The organism is Longimicrobium sp., assembly GCA_036377595.1.
Classification (GTDB): Bacteria; Gemmatimonadota; Gemmatimonadetes; order Longimicrobiales; family Longimicrobiaceae; genus Longimicrobium.
In genome coordinates, this window is record DASUYB010000122.1 from 48960 (window position 1) to 66663 (window position 17704).

The 17704-nt window shown below is 69.2% G+C and carries 14 protein-coding genes; 3 read left to right on the top strand and 11 right to left on the bottom strand.

Annotation, left to right across the window (positions count from 1 at the left end):
- Positions 1-359: 359 nt before the first annotated feature.
- Positions 360-854 carry a hypothetical protein gene (locus VF092_21560; GenBank protein HEX6749895.1) on the top strand — a complete coding sequence of 165 codons (495 nt, stop codon included), beginning with the start codon at positions 360-362 and terminating at the stop codon, positions 852-854.
- Positions 851-2827, top strand: coding sequence for a relaxase/mobilization nuclease domain-containing protein (locus VF092_21565; protein ID HEX6749896.1), 1977 nt, complete (start codon positions 851-853; stop codon positions 2825-2827). Before VF092_21560 ends, VF092_21565 begins: the two co-directional genes overlap by 4 nt.
- A 118-nt stretch (positions 2828-2945) precedes the next feature.
- Here VF092_21565 and VF092_21570 read toward each other — a convergent pair whose 3' ends face one another.
- Complete coding sequence (locus tag VF092_21570; GenBank protein ID HEX6749897.1) at positions 2946-3842, bottom strand: hypothetical protein; 897 nt, start codon at positions 3840-3842, stop codon at positions 2946-2948.
- A gap of 493 nt (positions 3843-4335) precedes the next feature.
- Here VF092_21570 and VF092_21575 point away from each other — a divergent pair, with 493 nt between their 5' ends.
- Positions 4336-5493, top strand: coding sequence for a hypothetical protein (locus tag VF092_21575; GenBank protein HEX6749898.1), 1158 nt, complete (start codon positions 4336-4338; stop codon positions 5491-5493).
- Between the two features lie 41 nt (positions 5494-5534).
- Here the strand turns inward: VF092_21575 and VF092_21580 are convergent, their stop codons facing one another.
- From VF092_21580 to VF092_21625, 10 genes are all read right to left on the bottom strand, one after another.
- Complete coding sequence (locus tag VF092_21580; protein HEX6749899.1) at positions 5535-5885, bottom strand: hypothetical protein; 351 nt, start codon at positions 5883-5885, stop codon at positions 5535-5537.
- Positions 5886-6021: 136 nt separating this feature from the next.
- Complete coding sequence (locus VF092_21585; GenBank protein HEX6749900.1) at positions 6022-7587, bottom strand: DUF262 domain-containing protein; 1566 nt, start codon at positions 7585-7587, stop codon at positions 6022-6024.
- A gap of 190 nt (positions 7588-7777) precedes the next feature.
- A complete protein-coding gene (locus tag VF092_21590) occupies positions 7778-10882 on the bottom strand; it encodes a hypothetical protein (protein ID HEX6749901.1) in 3105 nt (1034 codons plus the stop codon).
- Positions 10879-11739, bottom strand: a complete 861-nt coding sequence (locus tag VF092_21595; protein ID HEX6749902.1) for a hypothetical protein — start codon at positions 11737-11739, stop codon at positions 10879-10881. Before VF092_21595 ends, VF092_21590 begins: the two co-directional genes overlap by 4 nt.
- A gap of 126 nt (positions 11740-11865) precedes the next feature.
- On the bottom strand, positions 11866-12420 hold the full coding sequence (locus tag VF092_21600) for a hypothetical protein (GenBank protein HEX6749903.1): 555 nt from the start codon (positions 12418-12420) through the stop codon (positions 11866-11868).
- Between the two features lie 85 nt (positions 12421-12505).
- Positions 12506-13066 carry a hypothetical protein gene (locus VF092_21605; GenBank protein ID HEX6749904.1) on the bottom strand — a complete coding sequence of 187 codons (561 nt, stop codon included), beginning with the start codon at positions 13064-13066 and terminating at the stop codon, positions 12506-12508.
- A gap of 132 nt (positions 13067-13198) precedes the next feature.
- Entirely contained in the window at positions 13199-13714 is a 516-nt protein-coding gene (locus VF092_21610; protein ID HEX6749905.1) for a hypothetical protein, read from the bottom strand.
- Entirely contained in the window at positions 13711-14346 is a 636-nt protein-coding gene (gene traF / locus VF092_21615; protein HEX6749906.1) for a conjugative transfer signal peptidase TraF, read from the bottom strand. The genes VF092_21610 and traF overlap by 4 nt, the downstream gene beginning before the upstream one ends.
- Positions 14343-16283: a type IV secretory system conjugative DNA transfer family protein gene (locus VF092_21620; GenBank protein ID HEX6749907.1), complete on the bottom strand. Its 1941-nt coding sequence runs from the start codon at positions 16281-16283 to the stop codon at positions 14343-14345. Before VF092_21620 ends, traF begins: the two co-directional genes overlap by 4 nt.
- Positions 16280-17704 (bottom strand): TrbI/VirB10 family protein, encoded by a 1425-nt coding sequence (locus VF092_21625; GenBank protein ID HEX6749908.1) that lies wholly within the window; start codon positions 17702-17704, stop codon positions 16280-16282. Before VF092_21625 ends, VF092_21620 begins: the two co-directional genes overlap by 4 nt.

Below are 17704 nucleotides of genomic sequence, written 5' to 3' on the forward strand. Positions count from 1 at the left end.
CTACGAAGCTTCCGAATGCTCCTGCATACAAGTCCGACGGCCATTTCTTCGCAAGATCCCCTTTCGTTGGAGAAGGGGGCCGGCATTCCGGTCGGAATGCGCTGCGGGCGCCCGGAACAAAGCTCGAGACTCTCTCCTGCCTCCGTCGAAAACACACAGCTCGATTAACCACGCCTTAAACTGCTCGCAGTCGGGCTTTACGGCCGCAACCCGGAGCGTGCCGTAGCGGTAAGTGATGGGGAACACCTGGAGCGAGCAGTGGCTTTCGATAACTCGACGGCTCGCAAGCTCGCCGATCTCGTATCGAAAGCCGCGCTCGCTTTTTCGCACGCTGCGCGTGCTCAAAAGGGATGGCGCCGATGGCGCAGCAAACCCGTGAACAGCGGAAGCCCCGGGGGCTTCTCCGCGCTACCGACGAGGAGTGGAGGGCGATCTGCGAGCTGGCCAAGGAGGCCGGTCGCCCGACCATGAGCTGGGTGCGCGAGCACTGCACTGGCGCGCCGCCCGCGCCGGCGTCCCGGCGCCGGGCGCGTGCGACGGGCTCCCGGCTCCACCAGCTCAGCCGCATCCTGAACAACCTGCGGCAGCTCGGCCGTGTGGCCGCGGAAGACGGTGACGCGCCGGCCGCCGAACGCCTTGCGGCCGTGGCCGAGGAGGTGGAGGCCGTCGCGATGGCGCGGCCCGATCCGCGCGCGTCCGAACCTGCGGCGGTGGCCGCGCTCGTCGCGGCCGGGGTCGAGCTGAACACGCTCGCCCACCGAGCCAACGGCCAGGAGGAGCTGCCCCCGGCCGCCGAGCTGGACCACGTGCTCGCCGCCGTCCTCGCCGCGGTGCGGCTGGAGACGGCGCCGTGATCGGCAATGTCAACAAGGCCACTGGCGGCCTGGGCAAGGGATTCAAGGGGCTGCTGTCTTACCTTGAGACGGGCAAGGACGGGAAGCAGCTCGACCGCATAGACTGGGTCGAGTCCCGCAACCTCGGCACGGAGCGGCTGGACCTCGGCGGCCGCTTCATGGCCGCCACCGCGCGCGAGTCCGTCCGCACCGAGAAGCCCGTCTTCCACTTCTCCGTCAGCTTCGATCCGGACGATCCTATCAACCGCGACGTGATGCGGCAGGTGGCGGACGGCGTGCTGCGCGACCTGAAGCTCGACCAGCACCAGGTGCTGATCGTCGCGCACAAGGACACGCCGCACCGCCACATGCACTTCGTGGTCAATCGCGTCCATCCCGAAGAAGGCCGCGCATGGAAGCCGAGCCACACCAAGCGGAAGATCGAGGCGAGCCTGCGGCGGCTCGAAGTGGAGCACGGGCTGCGCATCGTGCCCGGCCGCCTCGCGCCCGTGCCAGAGCGCGTGCGGGAGCCCGCAGCGGAGCGTCCGGCGCCATCCCCCCGGCCGGCGCGCGGGGACGCGGCGTTCTTAGACGACGTGACGGCGCGGGCCCGCCCCGTCTTCGAGCGGGCGCGCTCGTGGGCTGAGCTGGAGAGCGGCCTGGCGGAGGCCGGCCTGCGGGTCCGCATGAACGGCCGGGGCATGTCCGTCACCGACGGCCAGCGGGAGGTGAAGGCGTCGGAGATCCACCGCGCCTTCTCCCGCAATGCCATCGAGAAGCGGTTCGGCACCTACTCAGCCTACCGCGCCCGCGTCGCGGTCGCGGACCGTCCCTCCGCGCAGCGCGAGGCGTCGGGGACCGCCGCGCCTCCCCATCCGGGTGCTGCTCGGTCGGCTCCGGCGGCGCAGACCGATGGCGCCGCGCATTCCGGTCGGAATGCGCAGACGCGCCCGCCGGTGGCACCGGGCGAGCGCGTCTTCTGGCGTGCCTACCGCCGGTTCAACGACGACCTGGCGCAGCTCTACGAAAACCCGGTCGAGGCCCGCAAGGCGATCCTCCGGGCCGCCGCGCGCGTCCCCGAGCGCGTCGCCGCCGAAATGCGCACTTCACCAGATCGCTTTGGACCGCTGAAAGCCGCCGAGGGAGGGGTACGGGAAGGCCGCGCCGCCGCCGCGGCTGATAGCGCGAATCTGTTCCTTCAAGCGCGCGCCGACCGTCCCCGGCCCACGTTGAAGGAGCTGCAGGACCGCATCGCCGAGCACGGCGACGCGCTGCGGCAGGCGCGCGCCCACCCCGACGCCGTGCAGGCGAACGGCCTCGCCAAGATGGAACTCCGGCTCGCGGAGGAACGCCGGGGCTACTACTTCCGAACCTTGGAGGGCGCGCGAGAGGGGCTGGGCCGGATCTACGCCGATCCGTCGGCGGCCGGTCGCAAGATATGGCGCGCCGTTCAGCGCGAGGGGAGGGCCGCCGTCGAGAGGGACATTCGCACGCGCCCCGAGCGGTTCGGTGCGTTGAAAGGCGAGGAACGCCGCCGCCTGTTCGGCGTCTGGCGTGAGGTGGATACGTCGGCCGCGCGGGCGAGCGCGCCAGACACCGCGCGCGCGGTGGGTATCGCGGCCGAGGCCCGCGAGCAGGGGCCCTCGCGCCAGCAGCTCGCGCAGCTGCGCGCCCGCGTGGCGGGCACGCAGCGCGACCTGGACGCGGCGCGTGCGGCGCCGGCGCCGAGGCGGTCGCCGCAGCAGATCGAGCTGGAGATTGGCGCCCTGATGCAGAAGGCTGCAGCCCAGGCGCAGCGGGTGGCGACCGGCACGCTCGGCCCAGTTGCGGCGGGACCGCAGCAGCTCCTCGACCGGACCAGGATCAAGCACATCCAGCAGCTCGCCGTGATGGTGAAAGCTCCGCAGCTTGCGGTCGCGAAAGCTGCGTGGGAGTTGGCGGTGAGACTCGCTCGCGGCGATCGGGAGCACGAACGCGACCGCGGCGGGCGTTGACGATTCCGACCGGAATGTCATGTAGCAGGGCTACAGGTGTCTCGCATGATACCGCCACTGATGGTTTCCGTGGCCGCCGGTGCGGGTTTCAGCGGCGCTCGAAGGCTTGATAATACGTTCACTTCTGTCGCGTGATCGGAACTGCACGGAAGTTGAACTCGTTAGACCCGTACGGCAATACCGAGACACGCAGTGTGACGAGTTGCAGATGTGTTGCTTCCACCGGCACCGTGGGGAATTCGATTCTGAGAGGAATCGGTGTATCGACGACGAGCCGACGGTCAAGGGATTCGCCGCCCACACCTCGGACCTTCACACTCTCGGATACATGCCTGTCCCCGAAGTTGTCATAGGCGACTGTCGCGGCGCCGCCATTTATCCGGATGTCAATATCCCTCTCCGTTGTGATGTTCAACAAGCATGTCACGCCGGTAACGCGACCAGTGCACTCGATTAGATTCGCAATGATGAATTCGTCCCTCGGTCCCCGGATGCTTTGCAGGACTGCTCTCCCGCTCAAGGTCTCGAACTTGATCGAATCGGGAATCGATGACTCTTCAAGCGCTTCCGCTGAGGAGTCAATCGTTGCCGCCAGTGCGTTGGTGAACGAATCAGCAGGCATTGGCCGAGCCATGAATGCTCTGTACTCTGCCTCATGCTGCAACCAAGCCCGAACCGGGAAGAACGCGAGGCTTCCCCAGAAAACGATCGCCCAAACACTCTCAAATCCGAATTTAAGGAGCGCTGATCGTTCGAACAGCGGTCGTTCCTCGGCGTGCGTGTTCGGCGGGTATACGGCTGCAATGATCCTCGAGAAACCCAACGGGTAGAATCCGGCCACACCCTCGAACTGCCGCGAGAACGAACTTACATCGGCACCTGTTACTGCTGCGTAAATTGCGATCACCGAGAACACCGCGGCCGTTCGCGCGATTAGCGCGACCCAGAAGAACAGGCCGATCACTGCCCACAGCGCCACAGTCACGCAACAGATCACCAATCGAAGCAGTCCCATGGCTGACATCCCTTGGATCGCGGTGGTCCTAGCGAATCGCTAAGAACTCGTGACGTAGAGTCCGTAGGCGATTATTGCGGCAGCGTTCTTGGCAGTCAGAGCCGCTGCCTGATAGGCGACCTCTAGCCGGTCGTGTCGCGGTTTGCCTATCAAATTTCCCGATGACGTCTAACGCATAACGACACAAGGGTCAGGGGTGCGGAGTCGGCGCGCAAGACTCTCGTCCACCAAAAGCATGGCCGGTTCGCCCGGCGTACGCGGTCGCGTACTTGGCCAGGGTGCGGTCGTTCTCGGCCGCGACCAGCTCTTCCAGCACCGGCCGCATCCAGCTCGGCGTTGACGGCTCGGACGCATTCCGACCGGAATGTGAGCACTTGCGTATCCTCCGGCACGCGTCGCTACAATTCCCAGGCTGACTCTTCACCAACCGAACTGCCGCCGCATTCCGACCGGAATGCAGCGGTCCGCGTCTCTCCCCCCGAAAGGAGGAAACGTGCAACCCTCTACACCTACTCCAAGCGTAAATCACTGGGTACTTGCCTTCATCCTCCCAAACCTCGGCATCAACAGCGAGCATTCATACTTTCAGCAAATCTCGCCTGCCCTTTCGCTTGGGCTGGAGGGCATAGCGATTGTTCCATTTGGGGATAGTCGTTTTGAGGCGATCCGGCGAGAGTCGGGTAGCGCGCGAGTCCTCGCGGGGGGGTTTAAGGATGAGAATAGCGAAAGCGTTGAGCCATCTGCGCTCCTCATTCGTGAGGACTACGCCGCAGCTATTGGTCGCGATGTGGCACCGGTGGTCGCGTTCCGCAACGCTGTCGCTCTCACGTTCATCTTGCCTGCACGGGCGCGGCTTGCTGCCCAGGTGGGATCATCTTCCGTGAGTTGGGCTGACTTCTTCGATTTTCACCCGACGGTAGTTGGAATCGACAACAAACTCCATACACACACGCCGGCCGTGACGTCGATGTGGGTTCGTGAGAATAAATTCCTCGCGATGCCTGATCCAAGCATAGCCTATGGCACGGAGCTCGGACTTCCGGACCCTTTTCTGTCCTCGAGTCTAGGGAAGCTCTGGTGGAAACGGTTTATCAGGCCAAAGAAAGATGATGTGTTCAGTCGTCTAGTTTTCCGTTCGCTTGAACTAGCCTACCATGCGTGCTCGCTGACGAACAAGAATCAAGCATCGCTCAATGACTATGGCCTTCAGGTAGCACTGTGGGTAACAGCCTTGGAGGTCCTTGCCCGGCCCACGCGAGGAGACGTGAATCAGAGCGAGGTCCTCCGATTGATAAAGAGTTATCCGTGGGAGAACTGGCTCCTAAGTCGCAATCGCTTCACACTCCGCTTCCGGTCCCGATCTGGAGGATGGAACTACTCGCGAGGGAATGCCGTCCAAAAGGCTTGTAATGCGCTCTACCACGCTCGCCATCGCTTCATTCACGGGGATAAGGTCGATGTCGATCTGATGATTCCACAGATCGGCTCCGCGAGGCCAGCATTGCCGCGTTTAGCTGCAACCGTATATCGGGCCGCACTCGGCGCCTTCTTGGAACGTCGGTACCAAAGGTCCAGATCATGGGATATGCTGGAGTATCTTACATTTGACCGCTATGAAAAGGCTCTCGCGAACCTGGTCGGCCAAACGTGAGAAGCCGGCGGGCGTCGGTCGCGCAGCTCGCGAAAGGGGGGTCAGGCGCGCTTTCGGATCGGTCGCGTTTCGCCTGTATTAGGATTCCGCCACTCTGCCGTTCCGTCGCGCTTCAGAAGCACTCCGCCCGTCTCGACTAGCACTGTTGCAAGCCAGTCGATTGGGAGCGCGGCATCCGGCAAGGCCGGATCGATGAGAACGGCGCCGTGTTCCAGCGACAACGCTCCTTCACGGCCACTCATCCGGTCCCTGAAACGCCACGTCCAAATCTGGCCATCGAAGTCCGGTTCCCATAGATCGCAGGTAGACAACAGGGTCGCCTTGATCCAATGCTCGGCAGCGCGTGCATTGTTCAACCTCTCCTGCTCTTCCTCTGAGGGGACATGCACCATTCGATTGTCTCCGCTTCGATAGGCGAGGTTCAGTTGTCGATCAGGGCTTACGTCTCGAATACGCGCGGCCAGGTGACCCAAAACGTCGTAGGGGCCCTGCCTAATCGCATTCCGACCGGAATGTGCCCCCGGTCCCCTAGTTCTTAATACTCTGATTACAATAGGGATGGCAGAGCTGGATGTTCTCAGGATCCCCCGTCCCACCCTCTCGCTTGGGTTGGTTATGGTCGTACGAGAGTGACTTGTCAGGGTCCAGATAGCCGCCACAGATAGCGCAACAGGGCGCCCCCTCCAGAGCAATGGAGATAAACGCTTTGCTCTTGACGTGTTCTGAAAACTCCGAAGCGGTGGTCCTCGCCTCGCCCGTGAGAACCTTGCCCTTCAGACCGGCAGTCTCCACCAGCCACTCGTCGGTTACCGCCTCGCCCACAACTACCTTCTCGACGAGCGCCTCCAAGAGAAGCTCGTACACACGCGTTCTCTTCTTGCTTGCCTGCCTCTGCAAAACAGTGGCGATGAGATCCTTGTTGTCAATGAGGGCCGTCTCCAGCTTCGCTCTTGCTGCGGTGAATTTCTTGAAGAATCCACCGTCGTTATTTACAAGCTTCCGTCCGATTAGGGCTACTGTGCCCATGAACATCGGTCCGGAGTGAACGCCGGTCGGACCATAAAAATAGACGGCGGGGTGCAATCCCAAGCTGCCGCGATCATTCCCTGTGATCCGTCCGGCCAAGCGCATCGAACGCCTCAGCACTTCCAATGTGGCTTCACCTGTATCATCATCCGGATAGTCTAGGAGGCGCGCTGGCTTGCCTTCCTGGTTGCGGTTTGCGATCAACATGAAGTCAATCAGGACCTCCAGAGCCGCACGAATGCCCTTCGACCCTCCGAGAGGAAGGTCTAGGGTCTTGATAGGCCGCTTTAGTTCAGGCTCAAACAGAATCTGATGGAGGTTAGAGGCGCTCTCCTCGATTGCTTTAGCCTTATCGGATGGGAACGCCGACCAGTAACGGTGGCCTTTGCCTGCGCGAATCACCGCACGGGCAGCTATTGCAATAGGGCGCCTACGGTTCCGGAGCAGAAGTTCTTCAATCTCGTCGAGCGGAGTACCCTCAGTGTTGATCTTAAAGAATGACTCCTCTGCCTTTTCGGCATTACCGCTGACCCACTGGATAGGGAGAGCGCGAGACGCCAGTGCGGTGCCGCGGCGTCTCTCGTCATCAGGAATGTCGGGAAGCTGCAGCCGTGCATTGATCTGTGCATACTTGCCGACACGTTCTTCCACTAGATCCCGAGTCCGCTTAGCGATCCGTTTTTGCTCCGCCGAGATCTGATAACCGAAAAAGGACTGGGAAATGGCACCGTCCCCGTAATCATCTTCCAGCCACGAACGAAGGACGCTCAACCGATGCCCACCATCAATAACGAATAGATACAACGGCGATTTCCATAGAATGACCGAGGGAATTAGGTCGCCGTTCACGAAGCACTCCAGAAGCGAAACGACCTGTTCGGGCGACCAGTGGTTGGTCTCGCGCTGGAAGTCCGGTTTCCGGAGAATGGGAAGGATCAAGCTACCGGCCGTCAAATCCCTGAGCCCGACTGAAACAATACTGTCGACGGCCGGCTGCTCGTCCGGTTGGAGGGCGAAGTCCGCACGGGCGATCATTGCGTCGAGATTGACTAAGTTGCGCGAAGCCAAGGTCGTTGATTGGGTTTCTTGTGGGCGAGGTCCCCCCCTGCCAGCGCGTAATCATAAACACAGAAGGCGCGCGCGAGAAGCGTGCAAATCACGGGCCCCCTACTCATTCCGACCGGAATGCGGCGAAGCGCGAAGAGGGCGCCTTCCCCCCGAAAGGCACCCGCCGCACGCCGCCTGACCATCCGGCGTCTTAGCTTCGCATCGTCCAGCCCGCGCCGTCGCGCAGGACCACGACAGGCCGGGTAGGTAGCGGCACACGCCGACGGAGGTGTGGCACGCTACGCTCGCTCACGCCACCAGCCGGACCGGCGCTGCGCGCCGCGACCGGCCGCCCTGCGTCTGCGCATCCGCCGCGATGACACTCGCGCAGTTGGGATGCGCGGCCAGGTCCCGCCCCTCGCTTCGGCAGAACTGCAGCGCGATGGCCCACAGCGCGGTGGACGCGCGTGCCTGTCCGGCCCAAAACGCGGTGTCGTACCGCCGCGACCGGTGCCGCACCTGTAGCGACGCGATCGGTTCCTCGCCTTCCGCGATGCGCCGATCCGGCGAGCTGCACGCCGCGAGCGCCGCCGCCAGGAGCAGCAGCCGCGCGCGCCTGCTCCGCTGGAGCATGGTTCCCTCCGGGGTTGTCGATGGTGGCCGAGCCGACACGCGGCACGGCGGCGGTATCCGCCGCCACCGGCGCGCTGCCGGTAGAAATCTGGATCGTGGGTGCCTGCACCTCGGCGTCGCCATCGGCCGGGACGACGAGCTCGACGGCCGCCGCGCGCGCCGAGAGCGCCGCCAGCGAGCTGCTGGCGACGGTGACGCGGTAGCGGCCGGGCCGCGCCCGCGCCACGTACCACGCGCCGTCCGTGAAGGTCGTGGCGGCCGTCACCTGGCCGTGCTCGCCGGCCAGCTCCAGCGTGATCCCGCCGAGCGCCGCGTCCGCCAGCCCCGCGACCTGCCCCCCGACAGGCCGCGTCTGCACGACGGGGAAATCCACCGTGATCGCCCGGTTCGGCACCGGGCGCACGCGGTGCTCCGGCTGCGCCGGCGTGAGCGCCGGGTCCGCCACCGCGTTCGGGTGGATGCGCACGTACGCGACGTCATACGGCGAGACGTTCCACCGGACGTAGCGCCCCCGCGCGTCCGTCCGTACCGGCAGCCCGCCGACCTGCACGACTTGCCCGGCGAGGACGGTGTCCCCCGCCGTGAAACGGCCGTCCGCGTCGCGGTCGTAGTAGACGAGCCCGGTGATCCCGCCCGATCCCTCGGCCGGGCCGGGTAGCGCGCTGACGCCCGCGAGGCCCGCTTCCGCCAGCGATCCCCGGGCGGAGATCGTCGTGCGGTTGCGCGCGGCCCCACGCTCGGTGGAGACGCGGGAGTGCACGCGCAGGCTGCGCGTGAAGGCGCTCAGGCCCAGCTCGAGGACCGGGCGCGCGCTCCGCGCGCGGTCCCACCGCACGCTCGCGCTCACGTTCGCCCACCCGAGCGCCCCCACGCTCAGGCCGGCGTCCGCCGTCTGCACGCCCTCGCCGCCGAGGCTGGCGCCAGCCGAGAGGCTGGACGGCATCGTGCCGAAGAGCCGCCCGAGCATCTGCGTCCCCCGCAGCCCGAGGTACGCCGGCACGGCGGGCCCGTCCGTCAGGCTCGCTTCCACGGTCCCGCCGGAGTGGTAGACCGCACCGGTGGCGCTCCACCGCTCCACCTCGCCGCCCAGGTGCCCGTCCACGTGCCCGGAGAGGCGCACGGCCGAGATCCCGGCGGCGCCGGTGCGGTACGTGGCCGAGGCGTCCCCGGTCCAATAGCGGCGCGGCTCCACGGCCACGGCCGAGTCCGCGCCGAGCCGGAACGACGGGTCCAGCCGCGCCGAGGCTTGGAAGCCGAGGCGCGAGTTGCCGAGGAGCTGCACGGACGCGCGGCCCGCCCCGCCGCGCTCCACCTGGAGCTCGCCCGACGCGCCGTGCGCGTTCGCGAAGGCGAGGCCCACGTACGGCTTGAAGGCGTCACCCGCGGCGCCCCCGCGCCGCAGGTTGAAGCCCCCGCCGACCGTGAGCCCGTTGGTGAGGCCGTAGCGTCCTGCCGCGAAGGCACCGGCCGAGCAGTCCGACCACCGGCAGCGACCCGCGCCCAGGTCGTACCGGAAGGCGCCCTGCCGCACCATCGAGTACGGGACGGCGAACGTCAGGTCGCGCACGCGCTCCTGGCCGTCCGGCCCGATCTCCCGCACCCGCACGTCGCTGCTGCCGTAGCGGATCAGCGCGGGCGGGCTTCCGTCCGAGATGGCGTCCGAGAAGCCCACCAGCCGCCCGCCCTGATAGACTTCGTATTCCCACCCGGCCGGGACGCTGGCCCCGATCGGCACCATCCCGAAGATCGCCTCCTGCGTGTGCGGGACGTTGGTGATCCGTACGCCCTGGAGCTGCTGGAGGAACGGCCCCTCGGCCGCCACGTCGCCGACCTCGATCTGCCGGACGAGGCTCGCGGTGGGGAAGGCGCGCCGGTACTGCGCGTGCAGATCGACGGGCGCGGCGTCGCCGCGCTCGTCGCTGCCGAGCGTCGCGCCCACCTTCAGCTCGCCGCCCCACACCGCCGTCCCGAGCGTGGGCGAGAACGTCATGCTGCGGGAGGGATTGAGCGACTGCGCGCTCAACTCCCAGTCGAACACCATGCCGCCCCACTTCGGCCGGTACGGCACGGCGCGCGGATTCGTGTACGTCTCCGGCAACGCCGCCGGGGCGAGGCCCGCCCGCCGCTCCGCGACCGCCAGCCGCGCCTCAGCCGGGAACGGCCGCTCCCGGTCCAGCCGGGCCGTGAGCTTCCCCCACTCCACCACCAGCTCCGCGTCCAGCAGCTCGGCGAGCAGCCCGGCCGCGGCGTAGACTTCGCCCTCCGACACCATCATCTCGTCGGGACCGAGCTGGAGCGTGGTGCTGTCGCTCCGGAGCTGTCGCAGCGCGGTGTCGGCCGCGATCCCCCCCTCTGCGTATTCCGGTCGGAATGCGCGTCCTCCGCCCCCTCCGGCGGCGAACGGCACCCCGGCTGCTTCCGCGATTTTCGCCACCGGCAGCAGCAGGCGGCGCTGCCCGTCCACCAGCGCCGGGATCGTCCGCGCGGGCAGCTCACCCACGCGGACCGAGAAGACCGCCGGCTCCGCGCCCGGCTCCGCCGTGGTCGTCCCCGGCGCCCCCGCGCCGGAGGTGGCCAGCGCGAGGTGCGCGGGCGCCTGCGCCCATGCGGGCGCAGCGGCGAGGGTGGCGCCCAGGAGCGCCACCGCCGCGCAGGTGGCGCGGCGCAGCGCCGCCCGGCTCACCGGCTGCGGGCCGCGTTCGCGGCCCCCTCGCTGAGGTTCACCCGCCCCTGCACGGGATCGGCGCGGAGCACCGTCCCCTGCGGCAGGTCGGTGCGCTCGGTGTCGAGCGTGTATTCGACGGCCGCGACGCGCGCGGCGTCGGCGGCCGGGATGGTGAAGCGCCAGCGCAGGCCGCGGTAGACGGTGATCGGCTCGACGTGCTCCGCGCCCACCACCGCGCCGTGCGCGTCCAGCAGCCGCGCGCGAAGGCGGCCGATGAAGGCCGCGTTGCCGCCGCGCGCGAGGTCCAGCGTCAGGTGCGCCTTGTCGCCTTCGCGCGCCGCGCTGGCGTGCTCGACGGAGAGCGACGTGGAGAGCCGCCCCACGCGGTAGTGCAGCCCGCCCACGATGCGCGTGCCGATGCGCAGGCGCATGGTGGCCTGCCCCTGCGTCTTCTCCACCGGCGGGACCTGCGGCACGGCGTTGACGACCAGCCGCGCCCAATACTCCCCGGCCGCGAGCCCGGCCGGGGGCCGGACGATCACCCGCACCACCTGGCTCTCGCCCGGCGCCAGCACCAGCCGGCGCGGGTAGGCGCGCAGCCACGGCAGCGCCGAGGGCGCCCCGGCCGGGGCCGAGTCCGCCAGGACCAGCCGCACCACGCCGTCCGCGTCGGAGACGTGGGTGCCCCACTGGAACCCCAGCTCGATCTCTTCCGGCTGCTTGCCCGAGTTGTAGAGCGTCACCACGCCCTCGCGGGTGCGGGCGTCGATGTAGAGCACGGCGGGCGAGACGTTCACCGCGGCCGCCTCGCGGGCGCCGAACGCCAGCGCCGTGGCGGCGACCAGCGCCGCCCTGCCGAGAATCCTTCCGGACATATCCGTCTCCCTTCGTTCACGGGGTTGAGTGCGTTCATGTGGTGCTGCGGCCCGGGGCGCCGCCGGGGATGGAGCTCCCCCCGGCGGCGCGCGCCGCATTCCGGTCGGAATGCGGGGCGCGGCCCGTCAGGCGGCGTCGATCTGCATGTAGATCGTCGCCGTGTAGACCCCGGCCCGCGCGTTGTTCAGGTCTTCCTTGCGCGGCGTGTACGCGTGGAACAGCAGCCACCGCGACCCGCTCGGCGCGGCGAACGTCGAGCTGCCCTGGCAGTTGAAGATCGTCGCGAGCGTGCGCGTGGACGGGTCCGGGCTGGCGAGGTTGTCGCACGCCGTGGTCAGCGCCTGCTCGTCTCCCTCGGCGCTCCGGAAGACGAGCTTCCCGTCCTCCCGCAGCCCGACGATGCTCAGGCGGTAGGGGACGTTCGCCCGCACCTCCCGCTCGACCGGGTTGGTGGTGAACAGGCTGCTGGTGCTGATGGCGCCGTAGCCCGGCGGCACCCCGTCGCGGAAGTAGAAGGTGAAGTCGTGGAAGGACGGTTCGTGGTTCACCACTTCCACGAACGGGGCCACGCCGATGGCGAAGGTGATGGCGCCGCTGCGGTCGCTGAGCTGCTGCTGCGCCAGCGCGGGCGAGCCCGCCAGCAGCGCCGCCGCGACCAGTGCGAAAGGAATCCGTCTCATGGGGTTGTGTCTCCCTCTGGTGTTCAGGTGGCGAGGCGCCGCCCCGGCCGCGCGCCGGGAGCGGTGCCCGCCCGGTGTCGGTCGCTCAGAGCGCCTCGATCTGGAGGTAGACCGTGGCCTGGTACAGCCCGGCGCGCCGGTTCTCCGTCACGGACGGGTCGTCCGTGTAGGCGCGCAGCGTCACCCACGACGAGCTGGTGGGGACCATCGGCCCGCTGTTGGAGCACAGCCAGTCCGAATACTCGGCGGGCGACGCCGGATGCTCCGTGGCGGAGATCCGGCACTGCATCTGGAGGACGATCCCCGTCCCCGGAGGCGCCTGCCCGGCGATGAACTCGATCTCGCCGAAATCGTTGATCCCCTGCAGGGTGAGGCGGTACATCGTGTTCGCCCGGATCTCGCGCGTGACCGCGCCCTCCGGCGTGTCGATCATCGCCTGGCCGGGCGTCACGCCGTCCGTGCCCTCGGTCAGGTCGTGGGTGGACGGGGCGTCGCTGACGACCTCGACCCACTTGGCGACGGTGAACTGCAGCGTGATGGCGCCGGAGCGGTCCGTCGTCTGCCCGAACTGCGCGCTCAGCGCCGAGGGCGCCGCGCAGAGAGCCAGCATCGCGGCCACCGCCGCGGCGTTCTTCGTGAACTGCATGGTCGGACTTCCTTTCGGTTCAGGGAGGGGAGGGGGGCATCCGCCCCGCTCCCGGTGTTGTGTGGCCGCCGCGTCTGCCGGAGCCGGCCGGGGGGCGCCCGCGCCGGCGGCTGCGCCGCCCGGGCCCTCCGGCTACATGGCGTCCACACGGAAGGACGCGGTGCCGCTGTAGCGGCCCGCGCGTGCGGCGCTGGTCTGCGCCGCGTCCACCACGACGAACGCGCGCAGCACGACCACGCGCGGGAGCCCGCCGCCCTGCGGCGGCGGCGCGCCCGCGCCTGCGCGGAAGCAGTTGAACTCGACCCACGCGCGCGCCCCGCTTCCGGCGTCCGCCCAGAAGCAGCGCACCCGCGCCGTCATGGTCTGGCCCTGCGCGTTCCAGAGCGTGAGCTGGTTGCTCGCCGTCACGCCGACGAGCTGCACGTCCACGGTGCCCGTGAACGTGACCTCACGCTCCAGCGCCGGCGCCTGGGCGCCGTCCACGGCGCCGCCGGGGTAGACCACGCCGCCCGGCAGGTACTCCGTGGCCACGTGCTCCCCGGCCGCGTGGTCGCTGAACTGCACGGACGAGGTGTGATCCTGCGCGCCGCACGGCGCCGCGCAGACGGCGAGCGCGGCGCCCGCCAGGAGGAGGGAGGCGCGCATCATCGTCCGGACTCCGGATGGCGGGTGGCGGGGTTGCCCCATTCCGGTCGGAATGCGGGCAGGATCGCCCCCCGCTCCCACGTCAGGAGCGGGCGGACGACCGCGAGGACGTTCCGTTCCGGCAGCGGGCCGAAATACCGGCTGTCGAAGCTGCGGCGGCTGTCGGTGGCGATCACCCACAGGTCGCCCGCGTGCACCACGTAGACGCCCGCCGGGTAGAGCGGGAGCGGGCGCCCGTAGCTGTCGCGCGGGAGCCGGGCGGTGCGGGGAACGGCGCGGCCGTTTACGGCGAGGCCGCGATCCGCCACGGCCACCGTGTCCCCGCCGGTGGCGAGGACACGCTTGCCCAGGGGCTCCAGCCCGTCCGGGCAGACGTCGTCCGTCCCCAACGGCCGCCCCCGCGCGATGTAGCCGCGCTTCGCCGCGAGGCTCGCCGTGGGCTCGCTGAGGCAGACCATCACCACCACGCCGGGCACCGGCGCGGCGCCGTCGATGGTCTGGTAGACGCCGAGCGGGATGCTCGGTGTCAGGCACAGCCGCAGCCCGATGAGCACGGCCACGGCGGTGGCCGTGAACAGCGCGGCCGAGGCGAAGAGGAAGACGCGCGTGCGCGTCTCGGTGAGGAAGGCGATCATGGCCGCCCCCCTCGGCCGCCACCGACCGGGTTGTAGGTGGGGTTTCCGTCGAAGAGGTTCGCGAACTCAGCGTCCCGCAGGTAATTCACGCGGTCCACCAGCAGCGGCTCCCGGCCGCGCATGAACACGAGCTGCCGGTTGGTTTCCAACCGACGCACTTCGTCGGGGAAGAGCAGCTTTCGGCCGCGTTCCGCCGCCGTCACGCCGCTCCCGCTGCTGGAGCCGCCGCCGCCCCGTCCGCCGCGGTTGCGGCTGGCCGAGGCGTTGGCCGACTCCACCACGATGGTTTCCTCGCCCGCCATCGCGGACAGCAGCGTGGCCGTCTCGTGGTCGTTCGTGCCGAACGACTGGAGCACGTCGGCGTTGGCGAAAAACGTCGCCCACCGCGTGTTGTAGAGCGCCTTCGGTTGGCTGATGTCCTGGAAGATGACCCACAGCGTGAGGCCGGCCCCGCGGCTCAGCGTCACGGTGCGGGGCAGTTCCGGCAACGTCCCCATGTTGCCGGCTTCGTCGATGATGGCGAGCACCTTGTGCTCGGGGCGCCCGACCACGCGGCTCGTCGCCGCGATGGCGCAGGCGAGGTTGATCCGCTGCCACGCCCCGTAGGTGTCCAGCCGGTGCGGCGGGACGGTGATGAACAGCGAGAGCTTTCCGGCCTTCAGCGCGTCCATCTTGAAGCTGGACGACTGCATGACCGTGCGGATGCGCGGGCTGTCGAGAAACCACGTGTGCCGCGCGACCGTGCTCATGATGGACCCGAACTCCTTCTCGGAGCGGTCCATGATGCGCTTGAACAGCGTGGCGACCCGCGCGACCCCACCGCCTGCGGCGGTGTTGTCGGCCATCTCGGTGAGAAGGGCGTTGAAGGCTTCGTCGCCCACGCACACGCAGTCGCGCACGTGCGGCAACGAACGCTTCGGGTCGCCCGGTTCGTACTTCGTGGCGATGTGGAGGACGAGCCCCGAGAGGAACGCGCGCGCCTGGTCGAGCCAGTGCCCTTCGTCGCTCCCGTGGTACGTCGGCGGCACCAGCTGCTCGCCGATCAGCCACGCGTCGTCGTTCGCATCCTCGCCTTCCGGATCGATGAAATCCAGCGGGTTGAAGCAGTCCGACCCCACGGGGCCGCCCACCGGCTGGAGCACGCGCCACGGGTCCAGCCACGCCACCTGCTGGTGCAGGTCGTCGCGGCGGGTGCGGCCGGACACCGCCGCGTTTTCCCCCTTCGGGTCCGTCACCACCAGACTGCCGGGGTACGTCAGGCAGTTGGGCAGGACGGAGCCGATCCCCTTCCCGCTCCCGGTGGGGGCGAAGGTGATGAGGTGCCCGTCCCCCGGATAGCGCAGCAGCTCGCCGTCGTGCCGCCCGATGATCGGCCCGCCGGGCACACCCTTGAGCGGTTCCGGATCCCCGAACCGAGCGGTTCCGAACGAGCCCGTGGGCGCGGCTGGCGTGGGCTTCGGCAGGAGCAGGTAGCCCGTGACGAACGCCGCGCCGCCGGAGGCGGCGCCCGCCACGGCCGCCCTGCCGGCGAGGCTCGCGTATGCGGGCTGCTGCGCGAGGCGCAGCCCCCACATGATCCCGAGCACCGGATCGTAGATCGGCCCAAGGCTGGCGAGCACCAGCACCACGCCGACTCCGAGGCCCTGACCGAACACCTTCCACGACTGCCGCACCGTTGCCAGCACCCCCGCACCGGCGAGGACCAGCACGGCCGCGAGCTTCACCGCGAACGTCTGGCCCGGCGTGAGCGCCAGCAGCGGCGACCCGAGGGCCGGGCTGTAGTGGAGCGAAGCCGCGAGGAACTGCGTCGCCACTGCGCAGGCGAGGACGGCGCTCCCGATCAGCAGCGGCACGGCGGGGCTGATCGGCTTCGGCCGGACGGCCGCCTGCGGCGGCCCGCCGGCGGCCTGGCCGCCGCTGGCGGCGCGCGCCGTCACCTCGCACCTCCGAGCCGGGGACGCGGCGCGGGGGCGCCCACGTCCAGGTCGGCGGCCACGAACACCACGAACGGCGTCGCCGGGCGGATCTCGATGGTCGGCTTGACCTCGAGGTTCCGCCGAAGGATCTCCGTCGCCAGCGTGGAGAGCTCCGTCGCCGCCGCCGTGGCGGCGGTCTGCGCCGGGGACATGGAGCCGCCGTCCGTCTCCTGCGGGACGCCGAGCTGCACCCCCGCGCCGAGCGCGGAGAGCAGCACGGCCGTTCCGAAGACGCGCCCCCAATGGTTGTTCACGCGGTCCCGAATTCCGGACCGGCCGTCCGTCGAGTGCGTGGGGAGGCCGGGCAGCGCGAGCGTCCGCCCGTCAGGGAAGCGCACGCGCGTCCAGGCAACGGCGAGCCGCGCCTGCCCGCCCGCCACCTGATCGCTGCACGTCCCCAGCAGCTCCGCCCCCGCCGGGATCAGCACGACGCGCAGGCGCGCGTCGTACACGTCCCGCGTCACCACCGCCTTGACGTTCCCGCAGAGGTCCGAGTTGATCCCCGTCACCAGCGCCGCCGCGATCAGGGTCCCGGCGCTCACCACGTACGGCGAGGACGGGGAGACCGGCGCCTGCGGCGCCGGGGAAGCTCGCCCGGCATCTCCCGGCGGTGCGGTGGCGAGCTGGGGGGCGGCGGTTGCATTCCGGCCGGAATGCGGCGCGGCCCCGGCCGCGTCGATGGACGACCCGTACGCCGACAGCTCGGCACTCATCATCGAGTCGGCCAGGGCCGTGTAGTACGCATCCGGCATCAGGCCGTCCGGCCCCGGCCGGAACTGCTGGCCGGGGGAGGTGGGCGCCGCGGCGGCACTGGTGCCCGTGCCGTCAGACGGCAGGCGCGCACCGCGAGCCGCCCGGTAGCGGCACCGGCGGTCGCACTCCGGCGCGGCGGGTGCGGCGGCGGGCGCCGCCGCTTCCGGCGCCGGGCCGTAGCTCGCCGCGTACGGGTCGGCTCCCTGCGGTGCCGCCCCGGCGCCTGCCGCCGGATACGCGCCGTAGGACTGCTGCGCAGCCGCGGCGGCGAGCGCGGCCGAGTCGGCCGCGCTCGCGCCGGGCGCGGCGCCGCCCGCCACGCTCGCCGCGCACTCCATCCCCTGGCACGCCGGCCCCGGCGGAGGGGCTGCGGTAGGTTCGTTGTTCAGGAACTCGGCGGTGGCCGGGCCCTCGGGCGTGCCGCCCCCCGGACCCGCCGCCGCGCCGTCGCTGGGCTTCGGCCGCGACGTGACGAGGAACGCCACCGCGAGGACCACGAACAGCAGCGCGGCGCCCGCGATCACCACGGGCTTGCTGCTGAGGCGCTTCACGTCCGGCCGGGGCGTGCTCCCCGGTCCGGCGCCGGACGGCTCCGGGCCGCTCCGGGCCTTAAGCTGCTTCGTGCGCAT

Bases quoted from the DNA above. Each gene is read 5' to 3' on its own strand.
- VF092_21580 (HEX6749899.1), bottom strand. From the start codon at position 5,885: ATGGTGCATGTCCCCTCAGAGGAAGAGCAGGAGAGGTTGAACAATGCA.
- VF092_21600 (HEX6749903.1), bottom strand. From the start codon at position 12,420: ATGAGACGGATTCCTTTCGCACTGGTCGCGGCGGCGCTGCTGGCGGGC.
- VF092_21625 (HEX6749908.1), bottom strand. From the start codon at position 17,704: ATGCGCACGAAGCAGCTTAAGGCCCGGAGCGGCCCGGAGCCGTCCGGC.
- traF (HEX6749906.1), bottom strand. From the start codon at position 14,346: ATGATCGCCTTCCTCACCGAGACGCGCACGCGCGTCTTCCTCTTCGCC.
- VF092_21610 (HEX6749905.1), bottom strand. From the start codon at position 13,714: ATGATGCGCGCCTCCCTCCTCCTGGCGGGCGCCGCGCTCGCCGTCTGC.
- VF092_21605 (HEX6749904.1), bottom strand. From the start codon at position 13,066: ATGCAGTTCACGAAGAACGCCGCGGCGGTGGCCGCGATGCTGGCTCTC.
- VF092_21560 (HEX6749895.1), top strand. From the start codon at position 360: ATGGCGCAGCAAACCCGTGAACAGCGGAAGCCCCGGGGGCTTCTCCGC.
- VF092_21595 (HEX6749902.1), bottom strand. From the start codon at position 11,739: ATGTCCGGAAGGATTCTCGGCAGGGCGGCGCTGGTCGCCGCCACGGCG.
- VF092_21570 (HEX6749897.1), bottom strand. From the start codon at position 3,842: ATGGGACTGCTTCGATTGGTGATCTGTTGCGTGACTGTGGCGCTGTGG.